24 protein-coding genes are annotated in these 25177 nt (G+C 75.8%); 5 read left to right on the top strand and 19 right to left on the bottom strand.

The window, feature by feature from the left end; genetic code table 11:
* Window positions 1–7: 7 nt before the first annotated feature.
* Both HLI28_RS00755 and HLI28_RS00760 read right to left on the bottom strand, forming a co-directional pair.
* Window positions 8–1711, bottom strand: coding sequence for a restriction system modified-DNA reader domain-containing protein (locus HLI28_RS00755; protein ID WP_171245596.1), 1704 nt, complete (start codon window positions 1709–1711; stop codon window positions 8–10).
* A gap of 172 nt (window positions 1712–1883) precedes the next feature.
* Window positions 1884–2204 (bottom strand): MTH1187 family thiamine-binding protein, encoded by a 321-nt coding sequence (locus tag HLI28_RS00760; RefSeq protein ID WP_171245597.1) that lies wholly within the window; start codon window positions 2202–2204, stop codon window positions 1884–1886.
* Between the two features lie 31 nt (window positions 2205–2235).
* Between HLI28_RS00760 and cofD the strand changes: the two genes are divergently transcribed.
* Both cofD and cofC read left to right on the top strand, forming a co-directional pair.
* Window positions 2236–3192, top strand: coding sequence for a 2-phospho-L-lactate transferase (cofD, locus tag HLI28_RS00765; RefSeq protein ID WP_171245598.1), 957 nt, complete (start codon window positions 2236–2238; stop codon window positions 3190–3192).
* Window positions 3189–3860, top strand: a complete 672-nt coding sequence (cofC, locus tag HLI28_RS00770; protein WP_343035519.1) for a 2-phospho-L-lactate guanylyltransferase — start codon at window positions 3189–3191, stop codon at window positions 3858–3860. The genes cofD and cofC overlap by 4 nt, the downstream gene beginning before the upstream one ends.
* On the opposite strand, the gene HLI28_RS00775 is transcribed toward cofC, so the two are convergent.
* Window positions 3749–4705 (bottom strand): DMT family transporter, encoded by a 957-nt coding sequence (locus HLI28_RS00775; RefSeq protein ID WP_343035520.1) that lies wholly within the window; start codon window positions 4703–4705, stop codon window positions 3749–3751. The genes cofC and HLI28_RS00775 overlap by 112 nt on opposite strands.
* A gap of 39 nt (window positions 4706–4744) precedes the next feature.
* On the opposite strand from HLI28_RS00775, the gene HLI28_RS00780 reads away from it, so the two are divergent.
* Window positions 4745–5272 (top strand): MarR family winged helix-turn-helix transcriptional regulator, encoded by a 528-nt coding sequence (locus tag HLI28_RS00780; protein WP_171245599.1) that lies wholly within the window; start codon window positions 4745–4747, stop codon window positions 5270–5272.
* A gap of 9 nt (window positions 5273–5281) precedes the next feature.
* Here HLI28_RS00780 and HLI28_RS00785 read toward each other — a convergent pair whose 3' ends face one another.
* The 3 genes from HLI28_RS00785 to HLI28_RS00795 are packed head-to-tail and all read right to left on the bottom strand — an operon-like array spanning window position 5282 to window position 8789.
* On the bottom strand, window positions 5282–5887 hold the full coding sequence (locus HLI28_RS00785; protein ID WP_171245600.1) for a nitroreductase family protein: 606 nt from the start codon (window positions 5885–5887) through the stop codon (window positions 5282–5284).
* Between the two features lie 26 nt (window positions 5888–5913).
* A complete protein-coding gene (locus tag HLI28_RS15695; protein ID WP_171245601.1) occupies window positions 5914–8040 on the bottom strand; it encodes a YhgE/Pip family protein in 2127 nt (708 codons plus the stop codon).
* Window positions 8037–8789 carry an ABC transporter ATP-binding protein gene (locus tag HLI28_RS00795; protein WP_171245602.1) on the bottom strand — a complete coding sequence of 251 codons (753 nt, stop codon included), beginning with the start codon at window positions 8787–8789 and terminating at the stop codon, window positions 8037–8039. The genes HLI28_RS15695 and HLI28_RS00795 overlap by 4 nt, the downstream gene beginning before the upstream one ends.
* Window positions 8790–8870: 81 nt before the next feature.
* On the opposite strand from HLI28_RS00795, the gene HLI28_RS00800 reads away from it, so the two are divergent.
* On the top strand, window positions 8871–9488 hold the full coding sequence (locus tag HLI28_RS00800; RefSeq protein ID WP_171245603.1) for a TetR/AcrR family transcriptional regulator: 618 nt from the start codon (window positions 8871–8873) through the stop codon (window positions 9486–9488).
* Window positions 9489–9503: 15 nt separating this feature from the next.
* On the opposite strand, the gene HLI28_RS00805 is transcribed toward HLI28_RS00800, so the two are convergent.
* Window positions 9504–12401, bottom strand: coding sequence for an FAD-binding and (Fe-S)-binding domain-containing protein (locus HLI28_RS00805; RefSeq protein ID WP_171245935.1), 2898 nt, complete (start codon window positions 12399–12401; stop codon window positions 9504–9506).
* Between the two features lie 300 nt (window positions 12402–12701).
* On the opposite strand from HLI28_RS00805, the gene HLI28_RS00810 reads away from it, so the two are divergent.
* The gene (locus tag HLI28_RS00810; protein WP_171245604.1) at window positions 12702–13811 is read left to right on the top strand and encodes an NAD-dependent epimerase/dehydratase family protein; all 1110 of its coding nucleotides are present in this window, start codon (window positions 12702–12704) and stop codon (window positions 13809–13811) included.
* A gap of 52 nt (window positions 13812–13863) precedes the next feature.
* Here the strand turns inward: HLI28_RS00810 and HLI28_RS00815 are convergent, their stop codons facing one another.
* The 12 genes from HLI28_RS00815 to HLI28_RS00870 form a co-directional block, all read right to left on the bottom strand.
* Window positions 13864–14307, bottom strand: a complete 444-nt coding sequence (locus tag HLI28_RS00815; RefSeq protein WP_171245605.1) for an OsmC family peroxiredoxin — start codon at window positions 14305–14307, stop codon at window positions 13864–13866.
* 56 nt (window positions 14308–14363) lie between these two features.
* On the bottom strand, window positions 14364–15737 hold the full coding sequence (locus tag HLI28_RS00820; RefSeq protein WP_171245606.1) for a hypothetical protein: 1374 nt from the start codon (window positions 15735–15737) through the stop codon (window positions 14364–14366).
* 67 nt (window positions 15738–15804) lie between these two features.
* Window positions 15805–16362 carry an RNA polymerase sigma factor gene (locus HLI28_RS00825; RefSeq protein WP_171245607.1) on the bottom strand — a complete coding sequence of 186 codons (558 nt, stop codon included), beginning with the start codon at window positions 16360–16362 and terminating at the stop codon, window positions 15805–15807.
* A 152-nt stretch (window positions 16363–16514) separates the two neighbouring features.
* Entirely contained in the window at window positions 16515–18353 is a 1839-nt protein-coding gene (locus tag HLI28_RS00830) for a glycosyl hydrolase family 18 protein (RefSeq protein ID WP_171245608.1), read from the bottom strand.
* A 41-nt stretch (window positions 18354–18394) separates the two neighbouring features.
* The gene (locus HLI28_RS00835; RefSeq protein ID WP_171245609.1) at window positions 18395–19558 is read right to left on the bottom strand and encodes a chitinase C-terminal domain-containing protein; all 1164 of its coding nucleotides are present in this window, start codon (window positions 19556–19558) and stop codon (window positions 18395–18397) included.
* 183 nt (window positions 19559–19741) lie between these two features.
* Entirely contained in the window at window positions 19742–21367 is a 1626-nt protein-coding gene (locus tag HLI28_RS00840; protein ID WP_246246271.1) for a helix-turn-helix domain-containing protein, read from the bottom strand.
* Between the two features lie 94 nt (window positions 21368–21461).
* Window positions 21462–21887 carry a D-aminoacyl-tRNA deacylase gene (gene dtd / locus HLI28_RS00845; protein ID WP_171245611.1) on the bottom strand — a complete coding sequence of 142 codons (426 nt, stop codon included), beginning with the start codon at window positions 21885–21887 and terminating at the stop codon, window positions 21462–21464.
* On the bottom strand, window positions 21884–22885 hold the full coding sequence (locus HLI28_RS00850) for an asparaginase (protein WP_171245612.1): 1002 nt from the start codon (window positions 22883–22885) through the stop codon (window positions 21884–21886). Before HLI28_RS00850 ends, dtd begins: the two co-directional genes overlap by 4 nt.
* The gene (locus HLI28_RS00855; RefSeq protein WP_171245613.1) at window positions 22879–23217 is read right to left on the bottom strand and encodes a DUF2516 family protein; all 339 of its coding nucleotides are present in this window, start codon (window positions 23215–23217) and stop codon (window positions 22879–22881) included. Before HLI28_RS00855 ends, HLI28_RS00850 begins: the two co-directional genes overlap by 7 nt.
* 9 nt (window positions 23218–23226) lie before the next feature.
* Window positions 23227–23649, bottom strand: coding sequence for a type II toxin-antitoxin system VapC family toxin (locus tag HLI28_RS00860; protein WP_171245614.1), 423 nt, complete (start codon window positions 23647–23649; stop codon window positions 23227–23229).
* Between the two features lie 16 nt (window positions 23650–23665).
* Entirely contained in the window at window positions 23666–23962 is a 297-nt protein-coding gene (locus HLI28_RS00865; protein WP_171245615.1) for a type II toxin-antitoxin system Phd/YefM family antitoxin, read from the bottom strand.
* A gap of 72 nt (window positions 23963–24034) precedes the next feature.
* On the bottom strand, window positions 24035–25171 hold the full coding sequence (locus HLI28_RS00870) for an FUSC family protein (protein WP_171245616.1): 1137 nt from the start codon (window positions 25169–25171) through the stop codon (window positions 24035–24037).
* Window positions 25172–25177: the final 6 nt, after the last annotated feature.

The following is a 25177-nucleotide window of genomic DNA, read 5'->3' on the forward strand; positions in this document are numbered from 1 at the left end:
GGCGGGGTCAGGCGAAGCGGCTCCGGTAGGCCTCGAGCAGGGTGACCCCGTCCGGCACGACGCGCCAGACGTTCCAGCCGTCGTCCGTCGGCGCCCCGCAGGCCGCCGACGCCGCGTGGTCCGGGTGCTGGTACCGCGACCCGTCGGGCAGCTCGATGACGCCGTCCGTGTGCAGCAACGCCTCGAAGTGCTGCTGGCGACGCGGCCGCGACCACTCGAGGTACGTGGGGCGCCCGAACATCTTCGCCAGCGCCACGAGGTCCTCGTCCACCTCGTCCTCGTCGGCGGCCGCCTCGTACATCCCCCGCTCGGGCGGCGGCGTGTACGACGGCGCCTCCAGCGGGGGGACCTGCAGACGCGGCAGGTCGTCCGAGGCGTCCGTCCAGCCACCCGGGGTGGACGGCTTCCAGTCCCGCTCGGACGTCTCCGACCACGGGGTCCACGAGTCGAGGGGGTCCGTGTCCCGGGAACCTGCGCCGGGGACGGGCAGGTCGAGCGCCGACGGCGTGTCCGGGCTCGCCGCGGACGTCGTGCGACGTGCCAGTCCGGCCAGGTCGAGGTCGTCGGCGGAGGCCGGGCGGCGGCGCGGTGCGGGGTCCGACGTGGTGCCACCCTCGCGGAAGCGGTCGCTGCGGGACCGGCGCCGCGGGACCTGCGGTCCGTCCCCGGACGGCGGGGGCGGGACCGGCGCGTGCCCGGTCGCGGGCGCGGGCGGGACCGGCGCGTGCCCCGTCGACGGCGGGGGCGGGACCGGCGCGTGCCCGGTCGCGGGCGCGGGCACCGGCGTCGGCGGCGACTGCTTCGACGTCGGCACCTTCGGCACCGACAGGCTGCTCGGGCCCGGGACACCGCCCGCGGCCTCGGCACGTCGCGCCGCACGGCTCCGGCGCAGGGGCGGCTGCTCGGCGGTGTCGCCGACGGCGTCATTTGGTGGCGGAGCGGGGACCGGCGCACCGGTCTCGCCGTCCCCACCGGCGGGGACGGCGACGGCGGGGCTCTTGCCCGTCAGGGCGAGGCCGACCTTGACCCCCTCGGCGAACGACTCCGGCTCCGCCTCGGTCCGGGACCCCGACGCAGCGGACGCCGCGTTCTCGCCACCCGGGCGGCCGGAACCCGACAGCTGGGGCGACGTCGAGTCGGACGCCGGGTGGATGACCAGCGGCGAGACGTCGACGAACCGGCGGCCGTCCTGCCCGTGCATGACGCCCATCTTGAGGACCTCGACGGGCATCGTGGGCTGCCGCAGGAAGTCGACGGCGTTGAGGATGTCCTCGCCGGCCTCCTGGCAGATGACGATGAGGCGCGCGCTGGAGCGGCCGGGCTGCGACCGGGTGATCGGGACCGAGTCGTAGAAGGTGGCGATGTCCCGCTGGAAGGCGCTGTGGCCGCCGTGGTAGCGCGAGGCCAGCTCGCCGCGGGTGAGCCGGCCCGCCCATCCCGCGTGGTCCAGCGCCCGCGTCAGGGCGGACTTGTCGAGGTTCGCGACGAGCTCGACGACGACCGGCGAGCCGGTGGCGTCCAGGGCCAGCAGGTGGGGCTCGTCCGGCCCGCTGCCCTGGGCCACGGGGAAGATCTGCTCACCCAGCAGCCCGTCGATATGGGAGTCCACGACCCGGTGGGCCGTCGTCCGGAGCCCGGGTTCGACCGACCCCGCGGTCTGCCCGGACTGGACGAGGAGCGGCCTGCTGGCGTCGACCTCGAACAGTGGCATCGCGCTGACTCCCCCGGCTCCGCACGCGGCCCGTGTGGCCGCGATCCGCCATAGCCTACGGCGGGCCCTCAGGGGTCGTACAACACCCCAGGTGAGTGACGACTCTCACCACACAGAACCGGCACATCCCCGGGATCCGGCACGGGGGACGCGCCGGACTTCTCGTGCCGTGTCAGGCGTGTCCGGTCGCGGACTCGTCCTCGGCGAGCGCCTCCTCGACGCGAGCCACCTTGCCCTCCAGCTGGCCGGTGCGGCCGGGGCGGATGTCGGCCTTGAGCACGAGGGACACGCGGTGGCCGCCGTTGCCGACGGCCTCGGTGGCGCGCTGGATGACCGGCATGACCTCGTCCCACTCCCCCTCGATCTCGGTGAACATCGAGGTGGTGCGGTTGGGCAGGCCGGACTCCCGCACGATGCGGACGGCCTCGGCGACGGAGTCGGTGACCGACTCGCCGGCACCGAGCGGGGCGACGGAGAACGCGAAGACAGCCATGGGGCCATCATGACGCCTTTAGGCTCGGGGCGTGAGTACTTCGGTGACCCTCCTGGCCGGCGGCGTCGGCGGCGCACGCCTCGCGCACGGTTTCGCCCGCGCCCTGCCCGACGGCGGAGCCCCCGGCGCGCACGGCGGTCTGACCTGCGTGGTCAACGTCGGCGACGACACGGAGCGGCACGGGCTGCACGTCTCGCCGGACCTCGACACGGTGATGTACACGCTGGCCGGGCTCAACGACGAGGAGCGCGGCTGGGGGCTGACGGACGAGTCCTACGCGGTGCTCGACCAGCTCGGCCGGCTCGGCGAGGACACCTGGTTCACGCTGGGCGACAAGGACCTCGCCACGCACGTGGTGCGCACCGCCCGGCTGCGCGCCGGGGAACCGCTCAGCGCGGTCACCGCGGCGCTCACGCGCTCGCTCGGCGTCGACGCCCGCCTGCTGCCCGTCACCGACGACGCCGTGCGCACGCGGATCACGACCCCGGACGGCGAGCTGGAGTTCCAGGAGTACTTCGTGCGGCGGCAGCACGCGGACGCCGTGCTCGACCTGGACTTCGCCGGGATCGACGCCGCCCGCCCGGGCCCCGGCGTCCTGGACGCGATCACCGGCGGCGACCTGCTCGTGGTGGCGCCGTCGAACCCGTTCCTGTCGGTGGAGCCGGTGCTGGGCGTGCCCGGGGTGCGCGAGGCGCTCCGGGCGGGCGGGCCGCGCCGGGTGGCCGTGAGCCCGATCGTCGGCGGCCGCGCGCTGAAGGGCCCCGCCGCCCAGGTGCTGGAGTCCCTCGGGCACGACGTCTCGGCGCTCGGCGTGGCCCGGCTCTACACGGGGCTGGTCGACGTCATGGCGATCGACGCCGCCGACGAGGCGCTGGCCGCCCCGATCGCCGACCTCGGGTTCGAGGTCCTGGTGACCGACACCGTCATGGGCGGTCCCGAGGGCCGCGAGCGCCTGGCCCGCGAGCTGCTGGAGCTCGCCGGCTCGTGATCGTGCCGGAGGCGACGGCACGGCCGCAGCCCACCGGGGTGACCGCCGTCGTGCCGCTGCGGGACGGGGTCAGCGGCAAGTCCCGGCTGTCCACGTCGCTGGACCCGGCGGCCCGGCGTCGGCTCGTCGTCGCGCTCGCACGGCACGTCCTGGGCGTGCTGGCGGCGAGAGACCACGTGGATCGGGTCGTGGTGGTCACCGCGGACGCCGGGTTCGCCCGCGAGGTCCTGTCCGGCGTCCCGGGGCCGGCAGTCGAGGTGCTCGCCGAGCCGGCCGGCCGGCCGGGGCTGAACGCCGCCCTGGAGCATGCGCGCGACGAGCTGTCCGCGACCGCGCCAGCGGGGCCGGACGCGGGCCGGATGCTGGTCGTCCACGCGGACCTTCCGCTGCTGGGCGACGCGGACGTCGACGCCGTCGTGTCGGCGCACGCCGACGTCGTCGTCGCGACCGACCGGCACGGCACCGGGACGAACCTGCTCGCCGTCCCGGTCGGTGCCGACCTCCGTTTCCGGTTCGGCGCCCGTTCGCGGGCCGCGCACGAGGCCGAGGCGACCCGTCACGGGCTGCACTGCGCCGTCGTGCTGCGCGCCGGGACCGCCGCGGACCTGGACACGATCGACGACGTCGTCGAGCTGCCGGCGCCGGTGCGCACCCGCCTCGGCGTCTGACGGGCGCTGCGGGCCGCCAGCAGGACCCCGCCGAGCACGAGCATCGTGCCGGCTGCCCGGCGCGGGCCGAAGGGCTCGTCGGCGAGCAGCGTCCCGAGCAGGACCCCGGTGACGGGGTTGAGCAGCCCGATGACGCCGACCGCACCGGCCGGCAGGTGCCGCAGACCGGTGAACCAGGCGACGAACGCCACGGCGGTGGCCACGAGGGAGACGTACGCGAACCCGGCGACGGCGCTCGCGTCCAGCACCGGCGGTGCCCCGTCCACGACGGCGGCGACGGGCAGGAGCAGCAGCCCGCCGGCCGTGAGCTGCCAGGCGGTGACGGCCGTCATCGGCTCGGCGGGCGCCCAGCGCTTGGTGAGCACGTACCCCGTCGAGGACATCAGCATCGCGGTCGCGGACGCGGCGAGGCCCCACGGGTCGACGGCGGCCCCGCCCTCCACGACCAGCACCACGACGCCGACGAGACCGGCGGACGCCCCGGCGAGGCCCCGCCAGGCCGGGCGTTCGCCGAGCAGCGGCCACGCGAGCAGCATGAGCGTGATCGCGGACGTCGCCATGACGGTGGAGGCCACGCTCGAGGGCAGCCGGGTCGAGGCGACGTAGACGAGGACGAAGAACGCGCCGACGTTGAGGACTCCCAGCACCGCCGAGCGCCACCACCACGCACCCCGCGGCAGCCGGCGCGCCAGGACGAGCAGCAGGAGACCCGCCGGCAGGGCCCGCAGCGCGGCGCCCCAGAGGGGGTCGTCGGCCGGCAGGAACTCGCGCGTCACGTAGTAGGTCGAGCCCCAGGCCACCGGCGCCACGGCCGTGAGGAGCATCCATCGCCAGGTAGTTTCCACGGAAGCAATAATGCCTTCCAGGGAAGATATTATTCCCGCATGGCTGTGACCCCGACCACGGACAGCACCTCCGGCACCCCCGACCGCGTCGCGCGGATCCAGGCCGAGTGGCGGCGCGAGCGGCCCGAACTCGACGTCTCGCCGCAGGGCGTCGTCGGGCGGCTGCACCGCCTGGCCGGCTACCTCACCGACGAGCTGCACACCGTCTACGCCCGGCACGGGCTCGGCGAGGGCGAGTTCGACGTGCTCGCCACCCTCCGCCGCGCCGGAGCCCCCTACGAACGCGCCCCGGGTGAGCTGGCGGAGCACACGATGGTCACCACCGGCGCGATGACCAAGCGGATCGACCGGCTGGTCGCCGCCGGCCTGGTGGAACGTCGTGCCGCGACGGGGGGCGACGGGCGCCGGCGCCTCGTCGCCCTGACCCCGGCGGGCGTCGAACGGATCGACGCGGCGTTCACCGACCACATGGCGAACGAGCGTCGCCTGGTCGACCAGCTCTCGGCGGAGGACCAGAGGGCGCTCGAAGGCGTCCTGACCCGGTGGCTCCGGGCGTACGAGACCTGAGCCGAGCGCTCACCACGCCCCGCGGTGCACCACCTCGTCCAGCGGCTTGCGCCGCCGCCGGGCCGGCGACCCCTTCGCACCCCCGGTCTCGGGGTGCCCGACGGCGACCACCCCGGTGGGCGCCCACTCCGCCGGGACGCCGAACGCCTCGCGGAACCGGTCGAGGCTCCCGGCGTCGATCCCGAAGAAGCAGGCGCCGAGCCCCTCGTCGACCGCGGTCTGCAGCATGAGCAGCGAGGCCATCCCGGCGTCCACGTGCCAGTACGGCACGGGCCAGCGCGCCTCGTCGCGGTCGGTCCAGCCCTTGTCCGGCTCGGCGTAGCGGCCCACGTAGGCGGCCTTCGAGGCCAGCGCCACGACCAGCACCGGGGCGGTGCGCATCCCGGCCAGCCATCTCGACATGTCCCGCGCCGAGTCCGCCGGGGTGGTGGCACGCCAGAACCGTTCGCGCTCGGCGTCGGTGGTCAGGACCAGGAACGACCAGCCCTGGGTGAACCCGGCGCTCGGGGCGCGCACGGCGTGGGCCAGCAGCCGGTCCACCACCGCCGGGTCCACCGGGTCCGGGCCGAACCGCCGGACCATGCGTCGCCGTCGGACCACGTCACGGAACTCCATGCGCCCAGCCTGCCAGGACGTGCCGGTCAGAGCACCAGCTCGGGCTGCAGCGCCGTCACCGTCCACACGCGTCGGCGCCGGGCCGCGAGCGCGGTGGCCCCGATCGCCCCGAGGAACACTCCCGCCAGGACGACGGCGCAGCGCCCGGCGGCGTCGAGGCTCCCCCCGTAGAGCAGCTGGCGCAGCCCCTCCACCGCGTAGGTCATGGGCATGAACCGGTGCAGGGACCGCAGCGGCTCGGGGATGGTCTGCCACGGGAACGTCCCGCCCGCCGTCACGAGCTGGACCAGCATGAGGACGAGGCCGAGGAACTGCCCCGCCGCGCCGAGCCAGGCGTTGAGGGCCTGCAGGATCGCGACGAACGTCCCGGAGACCAGCACCAGGAACAGCGCCGTCAGCAGCCCGTGGGCCGGGTCGATGTCGAGCGCGAACTTCGTGACGGTGAACATCAGCCCGACCTGCACGACGCCGATCGCCGCGGGGACGGCCCACCCGCCCAGCGCCGTGGCCAGGCCCGAGCGGCCGGCGACGAGGGCACGCGTCGACAGCGGACGCACCAGCAGGAACAGGACGTAGGCGCCGATCCAGGCGGCGAGCGACAGGAAGAACGGGGCGAGCCCGCCCCCGTAGGTCCCGGCCGAGGAGAGCGACTCGTCGCGCACCCGGACCGGGTTGCCGATCGTGTCGGCCGTGTCGGTCCGCGTCTCGTCGTCCAGGTCCGGGACCTGGCCCAGCCCCTGGGCGAGCCCGTCGCGGAGCTCGTCGGCACCGTCCGCGAGGTCGGCGGACCCGTCCGCGAGGCGGTCGGTGCCGTCGGCGAGGTCGGAGGCCCCCGAGGCGACCCGCGCGGTCCCGTCGGCCAGCCGCCCGACACCCTCGGCGAGCGCCGGGGTGGACGCGGCGAGCCGGGAGGTGCCGTCGGCGAGCCGGTCGGCGCCGTCCGCCGCCGAGGCGATGCCGTCGGCCAGGGCTGGTGTGGCGTCCGCCAGGGAGTCGGCGCCGTCGGCGACCTGCTGCGCGCCGTCGGCCAGGGTGTCGAGCTGCGCGGACGCGTCGTCCACCTGCGCGACGGAGTCGGTGACCTGGGCGCGCTGGGTGTCCAGGACCGGCGTGACCTGGTCCTGGACGTCCGCGGCGAGGGCGTCGGCCTGGGCCCGGGTGAGGGTGCCGTCGGCCACGAGACCGTCCAGGCGGTCGGCGAGGGCGGTGTCCACACCGTCCCGGACGGCGTCGAGGGCCGGCAGCACGTCGTGCGCGGCGGCCGAGGCCTGGCGCCCGTACCGCGCGACCTCGGCGTCGCCGTCGGCCACCTCCTGCGCGCCGTCCGCCAGCCGACGCGTGTCCGCGGGCAGCGACGCGGTGGCGTCGCGCAGGTCGTCGAGACCGCTCGACAGGTTCCCGGCACCGTCGTCGAGCCGGTCGACGGCGTCGACGAGCGGCCCGACCTTCTCGTCCAGGGTGGCGGCGCCCTCGGCCGTGCGGCGCGCCCCGGCGGCGAGGTCGTGCGCGCCGTCCGCCGCGTCGTCGGTCCCGTCGCGGAGCCGGCGCGACCCGTCGAGGAGCTGGCCGGCGCCGTCCACGGCGTCGGCGAGGTTGGTGTGGATGGAGGCGAACCCGCGCAGGAACTGGTCGGCGGCCTCGGTGCCGACCTGCTCGGCGATCGAGTCGCGCACCTGCCCGACGATCTGGTCGGCGATGGTGCCGGCGAGGTAGTTGTTGGCGTCGTTCGTCAGGAGCGTGAGGCTGGCCTGCTCGGGGTCGAACTCCCCGGCGGAGACGAGGTCCGCGGAGAAGGTCGGACCGATGATCAGCGCGGCGTCGAACCGACCGGACCGCACACCGACCTCGGCGTCCTGCTGGGTGGTCTCGACCCACCCGAACCCGCCGTCGTCCTCGAGCTCGTCGGCGACGTCCGCACCGAAGGTCCGCTCGGTCTCCTCCCCCGTGACGGAGTCCGTGGTGGTCGTCCCCTCGTCCTGGACGACGAGCGCGGCCGGTACCTCGTCGAGGTTCTCGTACGGGTCGTGGTTGGCGTAGAGGTACAGCCCCGCGTACAGCGTGGGGACCAGCGCCATCGCGAGGACGGCCAGCCGCGGCATGGTGCCGGTGGCCAGCCGACGCAGCTCGGACACGGCCAGGCGGACGGCGGTCATCGGGCGGCCTCCTCGGCCTCGGCGGGCTCGGTGTCCTGGCGGGTCCCGGGGTCACCCTCGGGCTCGACCTCGGGGTCCGGACCGGAGGGACGGAGCACCTCGCGCCGCACCACGCGCGGCGGGGCGTGGAGCGTGTCGCCCACGGCCGCCGGCAGGTCGACGCCGAGGTCGCGGGCGGACGAGCGAGTGCACTGCACGAGCACGCCCGTGCCGCCGACGGCCAGCGAGCGGGCCAGGTCCCACCAGTCGGCAGGATCGCCGCCGTGCCGGTCCGGCAGGGTGAGGACGACGAACCGCACCTCCGGGTCCGCCACGGCGAGGCCGGCGAGGACGGCGGTCCGCACCGCGCCCGGCAGCTGGTCCACGCGGCGCCCGCGGTCCGGCGTCAGCCCGTGGGCGTCGAGCCAGCGCGCGACGTCCCGGGGCCAGGACCGGCGACCGGCCAGGGCCAGGCCCTCGGCGACCACGTCGGCGAGCGTGAGGGCGTCGTCCGGGTCGTTGAGCCCCGGCACGTCGACGACGGCACTGATCCGGCGGAGCCTCGCCGACGTGGCCTCGGCGCCGTCGAGGCGCACCGTCCCGGCGGACGGCACGAACCGGCCGGTCGCGACCAGCGCCAGCGCCGTGTGGCCGTGACCGGGCTCGGCAGCGGCGAGCAGCGCCTCGCCGGTCGCCCACGAGAAGCCCACCGACGTCAGCATCGGCTCGCGCCGTCCGTCGGCACGCACGCCGTCCACGGTGATCCGCATCGCCGCCTCCTTGTTGACCATTGGTCAACAACGCTAGCGCCGCTGTTGACCAGCGGTCAACAAGACGGGTACAACAGTGCTATGACCTCCCGCACACGCCAGGATCCCGCCGACCGTCGGCGACAGCTCCTCGACGTCGCCTGCGAGACCGCCGAGGCCGGCGGGCTGGAGACCCTGACCCCGGCCGCCGTGGCCGCGCAGGCCGGGGCCTCGAAGGGCCTGGTGTTTCACTACTTCGGCACGACGGCACAGCTGCGGCGCGCCGTCGCCCTCGAGGCGATCGAGCGGCTCGCCGCCGACCTCGCGCCCGACGACGGGCCGCTGGTCGAGCGCCCGGCCCGGGCGCTGTCGGCGTTCCTGGGGTCCGTCACCGCCCGCCGCCGGGTGTGGGAGGACATCTGGCGCGGAGTGCTCGCCGGGGACCCGGTCACGGAGGACGCCCTGCGCGCCATCCGCGCCGACCTCGTGGGACGGCTGACGACGCTGGCGGACATCGGCGTCACCCCCGACGCGCGCCTCGACCTGCTCGCCCGGGGCTGGGTCGCGCTGGCGGAGACCATGACGGCGGCGTGGCTCGGCGAGGGGTCCACGAGCCGCGAGGACCTCAGCGACCTGCTGCTGTCCAGCCTGTCCGTGCTCGTCCCGGAGCTGCCGGAGCCGGCCCGCTCGGCCGTCGCCGAGGTCTCCGGCGCCCCGTAGCCCCGACCGCGGCGCTCAGAGGCGTGCGGCGAGCACCTCGACCAGCGCCTTGCCCTCGACGCCCTCGAGCTGGACGGCCTGGGTGCGGCAGGAGAACCCGTCGGCGATGAACTCCTCGCCCTCCCCCTGTGCCCGCAGGGCCGGCAGCAGGGCGTTCTCCGCCACGGCCACCGACACGTCGTAGTGGCCCTTCTGCATGCCGAAGTTGCCCGCCAGGCCGCAGCAGCCCGCCAGCTCGGTGACGGTGGCGCCGGCCTGCGCGAGCAGGGCGCGGTCGGCGGCGAACCCCATGACGGAGTGCTGGTGGCAGTGCGGCTGCACGACGGCGGTGACGTCGCTGAGGTCCGGCAGCTCCCACCCGGAGTCCTCGGCGGGGGCCGTGGCCGGGTCGGTGAGCAGCTCCGCCAGGGTCCGTGTCGCCCCCGCGACCGCGTGGGCCCGCGGGTCGTCGGGGAACAGGTCCAGCAGGTCCGAGCGCAGCACGGCCGTGCAGGACGGCTCGAGGCCGAGGATGGGGTAGCCGTTGACCGCGTACGGGCCGAGGGTCTTCAGCAGCCCGTCGAGCCGCCGTCGCGCACCGTCGAGCTGCCCGGTGGAGATCCAGGTCAACCCGCAGCACGCCGCCGAGGTCGGGACGACGACCTCGTACCCCGCGGCCTCCAGGACCCGCACGGCGGCCTGCGGCACCGACGGGGACATCGAGTCGCTGAACGAGTCCGTCCACAGCACGACCTTCGGGCGGTCGGACTCGACGGGCCTGCCGGGCTCCTGCCGGTGGGGCAGGCCGGGGACGCCCCGGGTCGCGTACCCGAGCCGCCACCAGCGGCGGAACGACATCTCGGCGAACTCGGGCACCTGACGCCGGGTGTCCATCCCACCGGCCCACAGGACCGGCCGGCGGATCCGGTCGACCGACAGCAACCGGTTGATCGTGCGCGGGGCGATGCCCGCCAGCCGCGCCCAGCGGGGCAGCCAGCCCAGCGCGTAGTGGTCCACGGGACGCGGCCGGCCCTTGTAGGTGCGGTGCAGCACCTCGGACTTGTACTGCGCCATGTCGACGCCGGCGGGGCAGTCGGAGGAGCAGGCCTTGCAGCTCAGGCACAGGTCGAGCGACTCGCGGACCTCCGGGGCGGTGAGCCCGCCCACCAGCGACCCGTTGACCGCCTCCTGGAGCACGCGGGCACGCCCCCGGGTGACGTCCTTCTCGTCCCGCGTCGCCTGGTAGCTGGGGCACATGAACCCGCCCGAGGCCTCGTTGTCCGCGCGGCACTTGCCCACCCCGACGCAGCGGTGCACCGCCGCGGTCAGGTCGTCGTGGTCGTGGGTGAAGCTGAAGCCGGCGTGGCCGGTCTTCCTCGAGATCCCGCGCAGCGTGCCCGAGCCGAGCAGCCCGTGCCGGCCGACCGGGCCCGTGGAGGGCACCGGCGACGCGGCCGGGCGACGCAGGTCGGCGTCCACGGCGGCGGGCCGGACCACCACGCCGGGGTTGAGCACGTCGCGCGGGTCGAACAACGCCTTGACCTGCTCCATCAGGGCGACGGCCTCGGGCGAGTAGATGAGGGGCAGGAGCTCGGACCGCGCCCGGCCGTCCCCGTGCTCGCCGGACAGCGACCCGCCGTACCGGGCGACGAGCTGCGCGGCCTCGGTCATGAACGTGCGCAGCACCGAGCCGGAGGCCTCCAGCGGGATGTCGATGCGCAGGTGCAGGCACCCGTCGCCGAAGTGGCCGTACGGCAGCCCGTCGACCCCGTAGCGCGCCATGAGCGCGTCGAGGTCGCGCAGGTAGGCGCCGAGGTTCTCCGGTGGCACGGCCGAGTCCTCCCAGCCGGGCCAGGCCTGTTCGCCGGCGGGCGTCCGCCCGGCCAGTCCCGCGCCGTCGGCCCGGATCTGCCACATGCGGGTCGCCTCGGGGCCGGCCGGGTAGACGGCCGCGCCGACGGCGGACGAGGCGCCCACGATCATCTCGGCGAGCTCGCGCACCTCGTTCTCGCTGCCCCCGCCGACCTCGATCATCAGCCAGCCCGCACCCTCGGGCAGCTCAGGCACCGCGCCGGCCCCCTTCGCGCGGCGCACGACGTCGACGAGCCGGGCGTCCAGCCCCTCGATCGCGAGCGGGTCGTGCTCGAGCAGCACGGGGACGTCGTCGGCCGCCGAGGGCATGTCGGGGTAGCCGAGCACCACCAGGGTCGGCGCGTTCGGCACGGGCACCAGGTCCAGGGTCGCGCCGAGGACCGTCACCAGCGTGCCCTCGGTCCCGACGAGGAACTTCGCCAGGTCCGAGCCGTTCTCGGGCAGCAGGTGCTCCAGGGAGTACCCCGAGACCTGCCGGCCGAACCGTCCGAACTCGGTACGGATCAGCGCCAGGTTCTCGCGGACGAGCTCGGCCAGCCCCGGCACGGCCGCGAAGCCGGCGTCGCCCCGGCCGGCGGTGAACCGGCGGCCGTGCCCGTCGACCACGTCGAGCGCGACGACGTTGTCGGCGGTGCGGCCGTAGGCCACGGCGTGCGGGCCGCACGCGTTGTTGCCGATCATGCCGCCGAGGGTGGCGCGGTTCTGCGTCGACGGGTCGGGACCGAACCGCAGCCCGTGCGGCCGCGCCGCGTGCTGCAGCGAGGACATGATGACGCCCGGTTCGACGTCGGCGGTCCGCGCCGTGGGGTCGACCGCGTGGATCGTGTCCAAGTGCTGGGACAGGTCGAGGACGACACCGGGCCCCACGGAGTTGCCGGCCACCGAGGTTCCGGCTCCCCGCGCCGTGACCGGCACCTCGAGCTCGCGCAGCACGTCCAGCGCCGCCACCACCTCGTCGGTGCTCCGGGGGAAGGCGACGAGATCGGGCACCACGCGGTAGTTGGAGGCGTCCGTGGAGTACTCGGCACGCCGACGGGTGGAGCTGTCCACCGTCCCGTCCATGACGGTGCGCAGGGCCGCGGCGACGGCCTCGCGGGCCTCGGCGGCGGCCGCCTGCGCCTCGCGTTCCGCCTCTCGCCGCGCCGCGCGGTCGGCCTCCCGTCGCGCCTCCGCCGCGGCGTCGCCGTGCGCGGCGGACCGCGCCGACGAGGTCGATCCGTGCGGGCCGGTCGCTGAGGTCGTCTGAGCGGACACGTGGCGATTGTGCCACCGCCGTCGGGCGTGATGGCGAATCGTCCACACCCGCGCGCGTTCCGGGGCCGTCCCCGCGCGCCCGGCCCCGCACGCGGATAGCGTCGGTGCATGCGCGTCGTCGTCATCGGAGCCAGCGGAAACGTCGGGACCGCGATCCTGCGGGCCCTCGTCGCCGAGCCGGTGGTGACCCAGATCGTCGGGGTCGCCCGCCGGATCCCCCGCACGGACGGGTCCAGCACCGTCGGTCCGCCGCACGACGCCGCGGAGTGGGTGAGCGTCGACCTGACCGACGACGCCACCGTCGCCGAACGGCTCGACGCGGCCGTCGTCGGGGCGGACGCGGTCGTCCACCTGGCCTGGGCGATCCAGCCGGCCCGCGAGCCGGACACCCTGCACCGCCTCAACGTCGACGGCACCCGTGCGGTCACCGCCGCGGTGGTCCGCAACCGGGTCCCGCACCTGCTGTTCATGTCGGCCTCCGGGGTCTACTCCCCCGGCCCGGCCGACGGGTCCGCGATCGACGAGGACTGGCCCCGCGACGGCGTGCCCGGGTCGTCCTACGCGCTGCAGAAGGCCGAGGTCGAGCACCACCTCGACGCCCTCGAGGAGTCCGAGCCGTGGCTGACCGTGACCCGGATGCGCGCGGCGATCATGCTGCAGCGGGAGGCCGGTGCCGAGATCGGGCGCTACTTCCTCGGGCCGCTCGGGCAGCTCGGCCTCAAGGTCGCGACCGGCCCGCTGGGCCAGGCGCTCGGCGGGGCGGTGCGGGGCTGGCAGGGTCTGCCCGAACCCGACGAGCCGCCGCTGCTGCCGCTCATGCCGTTCCCGGCGGGTCTGCGCCTGCAGGTGCTGCACCCGGACGACACGGCCGCCGCCGTGCGCGCCGCCGTCGTCGGCCGCCACGGCGGCGCCTTCAACCTGGCGCCCGACGGCGCGCTGACCGGTCAGGACATGGCCGACCTGCTGGCGGCGGGGCAGCTCGTCGAGCTGCCGGTCGGTCTGCTGCGCGGGGGCCTGGACCTCGCCTCCCGCGCCCGCCTCGTGCCGATCGACGCCGGATGGCTCGACATGGCGGCGGCGAACATCGTCATGGACGCCTCGCGCGCCCGCGAGGTGCTGCGCTGGCAGCCGGCCCGGCCGCAGGGCGAGGTGCTGCTGGAGGTCCTGCACGGGGTGCTGGACCGCGCGAGCGCCGACACCCCGCCCCTGCAGCGCTGAGCGCCCGCCCCGCGGCGGCGGGACGGGCGCTCAGGACGGGACGCGGGTCGGCTCAGTGCTCGTAGACGACCTCGAGCACGATCTCGTCGACGGTGCCCAGGGCCTTGGAGACCGGGCAACCGATCTTCGCGGCCTCGGCCGCCTGACGGAACGACGCCTCGTCGAGACCGGCGGCGAAACCCTTCACGGTCAGCACGCTGGAGGTGATCCGGTGGCCGCCGTTCGGGTCGTCGTCGAGGGTCACGTCCGCGGTGACCTCGACCTGGTCGGGCGTGCCGCCGAGCGCGGCGAGCTCGGCCGACAGGGCCATCGCGAAGCAGGACGAGTGGGCGGCGGCGATGAACTCCTCGGGGCTCGCCACGCCGTCGGCCGACTCCGCGGCACGCCGCGGGAACGAGACGTCGAAGGTCCCGGTACCGGAGCTGGCGAGCTCGACCTTGCCCGAGCCGTCGGTGAGGGTGCCGCTCCAGGCGGTGCGTGCGGTACGGGTGGGCATGGCGCCTCCTTCGCGCTGTACATCAGGACCCGACCGACAGTACCCCGGGAAGCGGCTCAGCGAGAGGTGGTGTCGAGCGCCTCCTCCGCGACGGCCACCACCGACCAGGTGCTGCCGTCGGCGTCGGTGAGCTCGTAGGCGGGCAGCAGCAGGACGCCCTGGTCGGCGGTGAACTCCTGGGCGAGCCCGAGCCGTGCCCCGGTGATCGTCACGTCGCGCACCGGCCAGGACAGGTCGCTGCCCGACGACGGCGGCGCCGGCGGGACGGTCGGTTCGCCCCCGTCGGGCTCCACCGCGTCGGGAGCGGGCAGCTGCCGGGTGCTCGGCTCCAGCCCGGAGACGGTGTCGTCGGCGTACGCGATCGGCCAGGTCTGCTGCCCGAACCGCGGGTCGCCGAGCCGCTCGACCGCCTCGGCCGGGCTGACGACGGGGTAGTCGCCCAGCGAGACCGTCTCGGCGAGGAACCCGTCGGCCCAGGCGACACCGTCCTCGGTGACCGTCACGCTCCACGTGGCACCCGTGCGCCGGTCCTCGACCACCTGGTACGCGACGGCACGACGACCCACGCCGGACGCCTCGGCCACCTCGACCTCGTACTCGGCCGGGTCGGCGCCGACCGCGGTCATCAGCTCCCGGAGCCCGTCGGCGGCGTCCTCGGCGGGGACCGTCTCCCCGTCGGGGACGGGGCACGGAGCCGGCTCGATCGCTCCCTGCGACTCCGTCGACTCCTCCGGCAGGATCTCGACCTCCTCGCACCGCCAGGGGTCAAGCGTGGGGTCGGTGTAGCTGAAGTAGGCGATGCCGTCCGCGGCGAGCCACAGGCTCGGACCGCTGCTGTCCCGGGGACCGACCGCCCAGGAGCCGAACTCCCACCGCGGCTCGCCGGTGACGTCGAGGGCCGCGGCCAGGTCGGCCGCACCGGACTCCGTCGCGACGTCGGAGGCGTCGTACGCGAGCGCCGCCGCCGTGCCCGGCTCCGTGGACAACCCCTCCTGGGAGAACGTGACGCGGCCGCCGAAGCCGGGCGCCGGCATCACGGACGTCCCGACCGCCGGGTCCGTCGCGGCCCGACCGCCGAGCGCGCGCTCCTCCGTCACCACGCCGCCCTCGCCGCCGCCCCCGCCGTCCAGGGAGATCGGGGGCAGCGCGCCGTCGGCGACGGTCGGGCCCGCTCCGCCGCCCTCGGCGACGCCGACGGCGTACCCGCCGCCGGTCAGTGCCACCGCACCCGCCACGCCGGCGGCGACGAGCCACCCGGACCGACGCCGGGCGCGTGCGACCGCGAGCTCGTCGGCGCTGCCGTGCGCCGGTGCGCCCTGCTCCTCGCGCAGCGCGTCCGTCTTGGCGCGCAGCACCCCGTGCCGCGTCTCGACCCCGGCGGCCGGGTCGGCCGCGGTGAGCCGGTCGAAGGCCTCGTCTCGCTGGTCCATCACGACCTCCTGACGCTTCGGTGACGGTGCCGGTGCGCGGTCCTGTCCGCACACCCGGTCTGTGTCGTCACGGTCGGTTCGCTTGCTCGACGTCGTCCGCGGACCCGGCCGAGCCCTCGGCCTCCAGCCAGGCCGCGCGCAGCCTGGACCGGGCGCGGGACAGCGCCGCGTCCGCCCCGCCGCGCGAGACGTCGAGCACCTCGGCGAGCTCGTCCCCGCTCAGCCCGTCCCAGGCCACCAGCAGCAGGATGCGCCGGTCGCGGGGGCTCAGCCGCCCGAGGACGTCGCGCACCGCGTCGTCGGTCACCGCGAGCGCCGCCGGGTCGACGTCGTCGGGCTGCTCAGGGACCGCCGCGACCGGCATCGCCCGGTGCTTGCGCCGATGGTTGGCCAGCACGTAGCCGGCCGTGCGGTAGAGCCACGGCAGCTCGGCGCCGCCGGGGACGTCCTCGCGACGTCGCCACGCGGTGGCGAGCACCTCCGCCGCGAGGTCCTCGGCCTCGTCGCGGCGGCCGTCGCCGGCGGGCAGACGCCGCACGAGGTAGCGGTGCACGGCACCCGCGTGCGCGGCGAAGAGCCTGTCGAACCATGCGGCGTCGTGCTCGGTCGCCTCGTCGGCGGTCACGGGGCCTCCTGCGGTCGTCGTCGGGTCCGCGCCGGCCGAGCGGGGTGCTCGGGCGCCGGTCTACCCGGTGTGTGTCCCGAGCAGGGCCAGCCTTGCACGACGGCGGCCCCCGACCTGGTCAGGTCGGGGGCCGCCGCGCTGCCGGAGGGCGGTCAGCAGGAGGCCGGGCCCTCCCACACCTGGGTCGCGCCGGGCTCCTCGCCGGTGGTCCACCACTTCGCGGTCCACTCCGCGCCGTCGTGGCTCACGACGTCACCCCCGACGTACACGGCGCCGGGCTCCCAGGCCGTGGCGGTGCAGTCCCCGGGGGCGGTCGTCGGTCCCGGCGACGGCTCCTCGCCGTCGCAGGTCCCGAGATCGGTCCAGACGTCGGCGGTGCCGGGCTCCTCGCCCTGCGTCCACCACTTCGCCTCCCACTCGCTGCCGTCGTGGGCGACGACGTCGCCGCCGGTGTACACGGCCGCGTCGTCCCAGGCCGTGGCCGCGCACTCCCCGGGCTCCGGCGTCGGGTCCGGGCTCGGCGAGGTGGTCGGGTCCGGCGTGGGTTCCTCGGTGGGCTCGGGGTCCGGCTGGTCGGGGACGTCGACCGGGCCGGCCGCCCCCGTGTACAGGCCCGCGGCCAGGGCGTCGACGAGCTCGCCCTCCTCGTCGCCGGACAGGTCCCACCACATGCCGCCGCCGAGACCCTGCTCGCGGACGTAGCCGACCTTCTGGGTCACGCTCTGCGGGGTGTCGAGGGACCACCACTGGTTCCCGTCGTACCGCCAGGCGGCGCCGATCTCGGCGTCGTAGTACTCCGTCCCGAGCGTCTTGAGGACGTCGTAGTCCTCGTTGCCGTCCTCCCAGGTGCCGGGGGCCGCGCCGGTGGCCGGGCCCCAGCCGTCCGCGGACGTGGCGCCCTGCCAGCCGCGTCCGTACATCGCCAGGCCGAGGCCGAGCTGGGCGGGGTCGATGCCGGCGCCGGTGTACTCCTGCACCGCCTGGTGCACGGAGAACTGCCGGCTCGGCTCGCGCGGGTCGGCGGGGTCGTCGTACAGGTTGCCCTGGTGGCCGGTCAGCGAGGCGTCCCAGGCGCCGTGCAGGTCGTAGCCCTGGACGTTGCCGTAGTCCAGGGAGTCGAAGATCCGCGGGTCGTTCCACCCGCCGGCGGCGATGTCGGCGGGGTTGGCGGGCAGGAAGGCCGACAGCAGGTAGTCCTCGCCGGTCTCGGCGCCGTAGGCGTCGAGCTGGGCGCGGAACTCGGCGAGCAGCAGCCGGAAGTTCTCGGCGTCGTTCTCGACGTCGACGTGGTTGCCCTCGAGACCGTTGGTGGAGCCGGGCCACTCCCAGTCGATGTCGATGCCGTCGAACACCCCGGCGGCGGCCCCCTGCCCGCCCCTGCCGTCGATGACGGGCAGGTCGCCCCGGATGTACAGGTCGAGGCAGGAGGACACGAAGTTCTGCCGGGACTCCGGTGTCGCGGCCGCCTTCGAAAAGTTCTTCGACCAGGTCCAGCCGCCCAGCGAGATCATCACCTTGAGCTGGGGGTGCTTCTCCTTGAGCTGCTTGAGCTGGTTGAACGACCCGGCCAGCGGCTGGTCCCAGGCGTCGGCCTCGCCGGAGACGCTCTCGGCCGCGGAGTAGCTCTTGCCGTAGTCGGCGTAGGCGTCCCCGGCGCCGTCGGAGCCGTTCGGACCGGTGCCCTGGGCCTTGTTCGCCTCGAAGCACTCGAGGGTCTCGTGGTGGATGTTGCCGAACGCGTAGTTGATGTGGGTGAGGTCGGCCGCGACGCCGGACGTGTCGAGGTCCTTGACGTGGAAGTCGCGTCCGTAGACGCCCCACTGCGTGAAGTACCCGACGTTGCGGTACCCGTTGATGGCGCTGTCGCCGGAGGAGGTCTCGGCGGCCGTCGCGCTCGTGGCGGCGACGGCGCCGACGGCTCCCGTCAGCGCGACGGCGAGGCCGGTCAGGGCGGCCGCGACGCGGCGCACCCCTGGTCGTGATCCGGTCATGGTGCTGTCCTTCCTGTGGGTGGTCGGTGCGTCGTGCACGGTCAGCAGGTGCCCTCGTCGGTCCAGGCGTCGGCGCTCGCCGTGGGTTCGGCCTGGGTCCACCACTTCGCGGTCCAGGCGTGGCCCGCGTGGGTGACGGCGTCCCCGCCGGTGTAGGTGCCGCCGGTCTGCCAGGCGGGGGCCTCGCAGGCGGTGCCGTCCGCCGCGCCGCCGCCCCCGGAGCCGCCCGAGCCGGCGGGCAGGTCGACGACGGTGACGCCCCGCGGCTGGTCGTAGGTGGTGGCGTAGTCGGTCCCGTCGACGGTCACGAGCACGTTGGAGAGCTGCGCGATCGGCAGCGTCCACGTCAGGTTGTTGGTGATCGACCCGCCCGCGGGGATGCCGCCGGCCGGCACCGTGAACTCCGCGTCGTGGAAGTCGCCGGTCAGCCCGCCGACGTTGTCGCCGGTGTGCCCCTGGCGCGTCGTGAAGTGCCCGGTGTACGGCAGCGCCGGGTCCATCTCCTGCCCGGGCCAGGTGGCGTCCGTGGCCGGGTTGCCCGGCACGTCCTCGTTGACCGACACCCTGTTGTCCGGGCCGACGTGGGCGAACGCGTAGTTGACGTGCGAGATCTTGTCCCAGGGGATGTCGCTCGCGAAGTAGCTGGGCTGGTCGCTCCCGCCGGTGCGCCAGCTCGTGAAGTAGCCGATGACGCGGCGGTCGAGCCCGTTGGGCAGGATCTCGCGGCCGTCGGTGTCGTAGACGTCGCAGTAGGGCGTGTCGACGCCCGCGGTGGGCTTCATGCCGTCGGGGCGGCAGACGTCGTCCGGGTTGGCCGAGATCGGCTCGCCCGGGTCCGTGGTCGGTTCCCCGGTCGGCTCGGGGCTCGGCTCCGCGGTCGGTGTCGGCTCCGGGGTCGGTGTCGGCTCCGGGGTCGGCTCGGGGCCGGGCCCGGTGGCGCCGCAGGCGCCGTCGCTCGTCCAGGGGCCCCACTCCGCGGACCCGGGCTCCTCGCCCTGGGTCCACCAGCCGGCCGTCCAGTTCTCCCCCGCGAACGAGGCGACGTCACCCGCGGTGTAGACGGACTCGGCCGTCCACGACGGCTCGCACGCGACGGCGGCGGTCGCCGCCCCGGTGCTCGTGGCCGCCGCGAGGGTCGTCGCCAGCAGGACGACGGCGGCACCGGCGGCGCCGAGCCGGCGCGGTGCCGGATGGGTTGCTCGCATGAGAGGTCTCCCTCGTGTCGTCGGGGACGCCACCGCCGGCACCGGCCGGAGGACCCGCCGGGCGGTTCGTCGATGAACGCGTTCCTAAAAAGTAAGGGAACCTACCTTTCGACGGATCAGGGATCCCCACAGACTTGCCCGCCGCCACCGCCGCCCGGGCTACGGGTGATCCCGTACGGGTCGTCAGGCGTCGGGGCGCAGCGCCCGGACCAACAGCTCGGACCGCGAGGAGACGTCGAGCTTGCGGAACACCCGTCCGAGGTGGACCTCGACCGTCCGCACCGAGACGGAGAGCTCGACGGCCACCTGCCGGTTGGTCAGGCCGCGCGCGACGGCCTCGACCACCTCGAGCTCCCGTGCGGTGAGCGTCGTCGACCACGCCGACGGAAGCCCGGTCCTCCGGGCTCCGTCCGGCGCCCCCGGGCCGGAGGCTCGTGCCGCGGCCGCCGCGAGCAGCGACCCCGACGGCGGCACGACGCCCGGCAGCAGCGCGGCGACCGTCCCCGCCGCCGCGGGCCGGACCGGTCCGATCCTGCGCCACACCTCGACGGGCGGCCCGGCACCCGGGACCCGCTCGCGGGCGAGACGACCGGCCAGCTCGGCGGCCAGCCCTCCCACCACGTGCGCGGACGGCAGACGAGCCGCGGCGTCCGCCAGCACGTCCGCGGCGGCGCGGTCGTCGCCGGTGCACACCAGCACGAGGGACTGGACGACGCGGAGGTGTGCCTCGACCCACGGCGTCAGCGCCCCGGAGGCCACGGGCCAGGGCCCCGGCCGCGGGACCGTCGGCACGGCTCCCACGACCGTCCGGGCGAGGGCGGCGTCGGCCCCGACCGGGTCGTCGTCCAGGAGCCGCAGGGCGTCGAGGACCGCGGCCATCGCCGTCCGGTCCGACGTCGTGGGCGCGAGGACGACGAGAGGGTCGACGAGCCGGGCCAGCGCGGCCGCGGGACGGTCGAGGCCGCCGTGGCGGGGCGCCGTCGGCCCGGCCCCCACCGGTGCACCCCGTCGCAGGGTCGCCACGGCGTGGACGAGCCGTACGGCCTGCCGGGCGACGCCGGCGGCCGGGCCCCCGGCCGCGTCGCGCAGCCACCGGTCGGCGTCGTCGAGGCACCCGCTCCACAGGGCGCACCGGCCGGACAGCAGGGCGGCGGCCGCCCGCCGGGGCCCCACGGCGTGCGAGACGGCCTCGCGGGCGACGCGGTGGGCGGCCGAGGCGTCGCCCCTCTGCAGCAGCAGGTCCGCCAGCTCCAGCAGTCCGTCGGCGAGCAGCTCGTCGCCCGACGGCGTGCTCACCGCGGTGTGCCACAGGGCGGCGGCCGTCTCACCGACCCGACGGGCGGCACCGGCGAGCGCGGCGTGCAGCGCGACCCGCTCGGACAGATCGGCGGCCGCGTGCAGCGCTGCGCGCACCCCGGGATCCACCAGGGCGGCCGACCCGTCGCGCACGGTCAGCCGGTCGGCGACCACCGGCCGGGCCAGCACGGCGGCGTCGGCACCGGCGGCGTCCAGCACGACCTCGGCGCGCCCGGACACCGCCAGGGCCGCGCAGAGCAGCACCCGGCGCTCCTCCGGGTCGAGCGCCGCCACCGGGACGCGGGCCCGTAGCGCGGGTACGACCGGCAGCGGGTCGGGAAGAGCCGATCCGCCGGCGAGCTGCGCCGGGCGCAGAGCGGCCACGAGCTGCTCGACGGCCTCAGGGTCACCAGCGGCCGCCCGCGCGAGCCACGCCCCCACCCAGGGCGCCACGACGACGGGCCCGGTGCCGGTGCGCCGGGCCGCCGGTGCTGCCGGGTCCAGGGACGTCATCGTCAACCTCCCGATGATCCGCACGATCCGTGCAGGTCACGAGTTTGTCAGGTTTCCGGATGATATCCCGGGTCACCGGTTGGCGCTGCGCTTGTCAAGTCTCCAGCAGCATCGTGACCGGCCCGTCGTTGACGAGGTCGACGGCCATGTCGGCACCGAACGCCCCGCTTGCGACCTCGAGACCGCGCCCGCGCAGGTCCGCCACGACGGCGTCGACGAGCGGCTCGGCGACGGGGCCGGGTGCCGCCGCCTGCCAGGTGGGCCGCCGTCCCTTGCGGGCGTCCCCGTAGAGCGTGAACTGGCTGACCACCAGCACCGGGGCACCCTCGTCCGCGGCGGAGCGCTCGCCCCGCAGGATCCGCAGGTCCGCGATCTTGCGGGCGATCGTCGCGACGTCGGCGGGCCCGTCGTCGTGGGTCACGCCCACGAGCGCCACCAGGCCCGGCCGGTCGATCGTGCCGACGACCTCGCCGTCCACGGTCACGCTGGCCCGGGTCACCCGCTGGACGACGGCCCTCACGAGGCCACCTCCGCCCGGACGGCCACGGTGGAGCGGACCTCGCCGACCGGTGCGCCGCCCCCGAGCACGGACGTGGCGCCGAGCGCGTCCAGCGCCGCCTCGTCGGCGCCGGGCACGTCGAGGGCCCCGGCGACGCGCAGGGCGGCCGCCAGCACCGCCGGCCGCGGCCGGGAGGCCCCGTCGAGCACCTTGAACGCCAGCGCCGCCCCACCCGGCAGAGCGGCGGCGTACACCCCGTCGGCACCGTCCTTGGCGAGGAGGCCGGGCACCGCACGCATCGCGCGCGTCGCGTCGCGACCGTCGCCGCCGACCAGCTCCGGGAAGGCGGTCATGGCCGCGACCACCCGCTGCGCGGGGCTCCCGGCCGGCGCCTGGACCAGGCGCGAGAAGGACCGCGCGAGACCGGCCAGCGTGGTGGAGAACAGGGGTGCCCCGCACCCGTCGACCGTGACGCGCCGGGCGGCGTCCGGGCCGGCGAGCTCGACGACCGCGGCCCGTACCGCCTGCTGGAGAGGGTGGTCCACGGCCAGGTACCCCTCGAGGGGCCACCCCGCGACCCGGCAGGTGGCCAGCATCGCGGCGTGCTTGCCGGAGCAGTTCTGCGTGAGGCGGTCGGGCCCGTGCCCGGCCCCCTGCCACGCCGCCGCGGCCTGCGGGTCGTACGGCAGGTCGGGGGTGTTCGCCAGCGACTCCTCGGCCAGCCCCGCCCCGGCCAGGATCTGCCGGGCCACCCCGACGTGCCGGGGGGTCCCGTCGTGGCTGGCGGCGGCGAGCGCGAGCTGGTCGGCCGGCAGCTCCAGCCCGGCGCGCAGCATGGCCACGGCCTGGACCGGCTTGAGGGAGGAGCGCGGCCAGATCTCGACGTCCGGGTCCCCGGCCGCGAGCACGACCGTGCCGTCCGGGTCCAGCACGACCAGGTGACCCAGGTGCACGGACTCCACCAGGCCGCCCCGGACGACCTCCGCCAGCGGGACGGCTCCCTGCGCGACGCTCACCATCCGCTCGACCCCTGCGACCGGCCCTTGCCCCGTCCGGTGCCGTACGGCTTGAGCCGCGGGCGGACGTCGACGAGGTAGATGATGGCGGCGACCACCGCGACGATGCTGAGGAACCCGAGGGAGCTGATCGCCCCGCCCGAGGTGGGCAGCGCGAGGAAGCCGAGCGCCGTGGCGACACCCAGGATGACCAGCCAGATCGGCTTGGACAGCTTGCCCTCGGCGGTGAACCCGTGGGCCGGACGTCGCACGGCGTCGACGAGGGCGAACACCTCGATGACGAAGATGACGATCGCCAGGATGACGAAGACGTAGAACTGCAGGCTCGCGATCACGGGCCCAGGCTACGGCAGCACCCGCAGTCCGTGGCTCCGCGCGGCGGTCGCCACCCGCTCGTCCCAGGCCGCGAGGATCCCGCCGTCGCGCATGACGGCGATCGCTCCGGCCACGTGCACCGCGTCGGCGCCCCGCAGCGGGTCCGTCCCCGCGGCCAGCGCGGCGGCCTGGTCGGCGAGCTCCGCGGTGACCTCCACCCGGTGCAGGGCCGGCCACAGCTCCTCCCACCGGGCGACGGCCCGGTCGTGCGCCGCGGCGTCCAGGACGCCGGCCCGCAGCCCCGCCGCCAGCGCCGCTCGCAGCTCGACGTCCGCGAGCCGCGAGGTCACCACGAGGTCGGCGCGGTTCCACAGCGCGCTGGCGAGCTCGGACCCCGGCTCCGGGACGCAGAGCTTCACCAGGGCGCTGGCGTCGAAGTAGACGAGAGCCATCGCTGTCCCGCCCCGGTCAACGCCGGATGCGGCGCACGAGACCGGACAGGGCGGAGCCGGACGTCGAGCGGTGCGCGCCGTGGCCGGGGCCGGTCGGCTCCGGGGCCGACGGCACCTCGTGCACGGGCCGCGACCCGTCCGCCGGGGAGACCAGGCCGTCGCGCACCAGCTGGGCGACGAGGTCGGCGCTCTGGACGCCGGTGAGGCGGGCGACGGGGACCCCGCGCTCGGTGATGACGACCTCCTCGCCCGCGCGGGCCCGCTCGATCCACGACTTGAGCTCGGCACGCAGCGTGCTCACCGGGACGTCCATGGTCGACGACGCTACCGCAGTCGGTCCGTCGCAGGTAGGCCCCGTGGCGGGTTCGCGGCCCGAGAGACCAGGTCAGAGCTCCGGCAGCGCCGCACGGGCGTCCCCGGCCCCCAGGCCGGCGGCCTCCAGGGTGTCCACCACGGGCGCGCGCAGCAGCACCACGAGCGAGGCGACGCCCAGGTCGTCACCCCCGACCTCGCGCGGGTCGGCCTCCGCGGCGACCTCGAGCAGCAGCGCCCGCGCCCCCTCGAGCGACGCGCCGTCCTCGAGCGCCGTCGACAGCAGCCGCACCCCGCCGGCGAAGCGGTCCACGAGGTCGGCGGCGGCGGCCACGTCCGGCCAGGTGCCGTCCGGGGCGACGACGGTGGGGGCGCGCCGGGCGAGCACCCGCACGCTGCGCATCGCGCGGTCCAGCAGCACCGCCTGCTCGGCCAGGCGGCTGAACTCCGCCCAGTGCCCCCGGTTGACGCTCACCTGCGCGATGTCGGCGGACTTGCGTGCCGCGTCGCGCCAGTCCGCGAGCACGGGTTCGCTGGCCCGGCCGCGCACCAGCGCGGCGGCCAGCTCGTCCGCGTCGTGGTTCCGCAGCCCCCGCGCGACCGACTCGAGGGTCTCGGCCAGCTCGGAGGTGCCTCCGGCCGCCTGGGCCCGCAGCCGGCGGCGCGGGTCCCCCGGGGTCAGCACGGTCACCACCAGCGCCACCAGACCGCCGATGGCGGCGTCGGTCCAGCGGCCGAACGCGCCGTCGACGACCATCGCGAAGGGCAGCCCGACGACCACGATGGCCTGCACACCCGCCTGCGTGACCAGCAGGGGGCCGCGGTCGAGGAACCGCGCCAGCAGCGCGGAGACCAGCAGCACGACCGTGAGCTGCCACCACCCGGAGCCGATGACCTCCACGACGAGCTCGCCCATGCCGACCCCGACGGCCACGCCGGCGGCGACCTCGGCCACCCGGCGCAGCTCCCGGTCGAAGGAGAACCCGAGGCACACCCAGGCGGCCACCGCCGCGAAGAAGGGCTGGGCGTGCCCCAGCAGGGTGTGCGCGATCCCGTAGGCGGCACCGGCGGCGAGGGAGGCCTGCACGATCGGCCAGAAGCTGCTGCGGACACGGGCCCAGCCCTGGCGCAGCCGGATCCGGCGGACCAGGGACCGCACGGCCGTGTTGGCGGCGTCACGCGCCCGGCGCGGGTCCGGCCCGGTCCTCACCGTTCG

This window comes from Isoptericola sediminis (assembly GCF_013085345.1).
Classification (GTDB): Bacteria; Actinomycetota; Actinomycetes; order Actinomycetales; family Cellulomonadaceae; genus Isoptericola; species Isoptericola sediminis.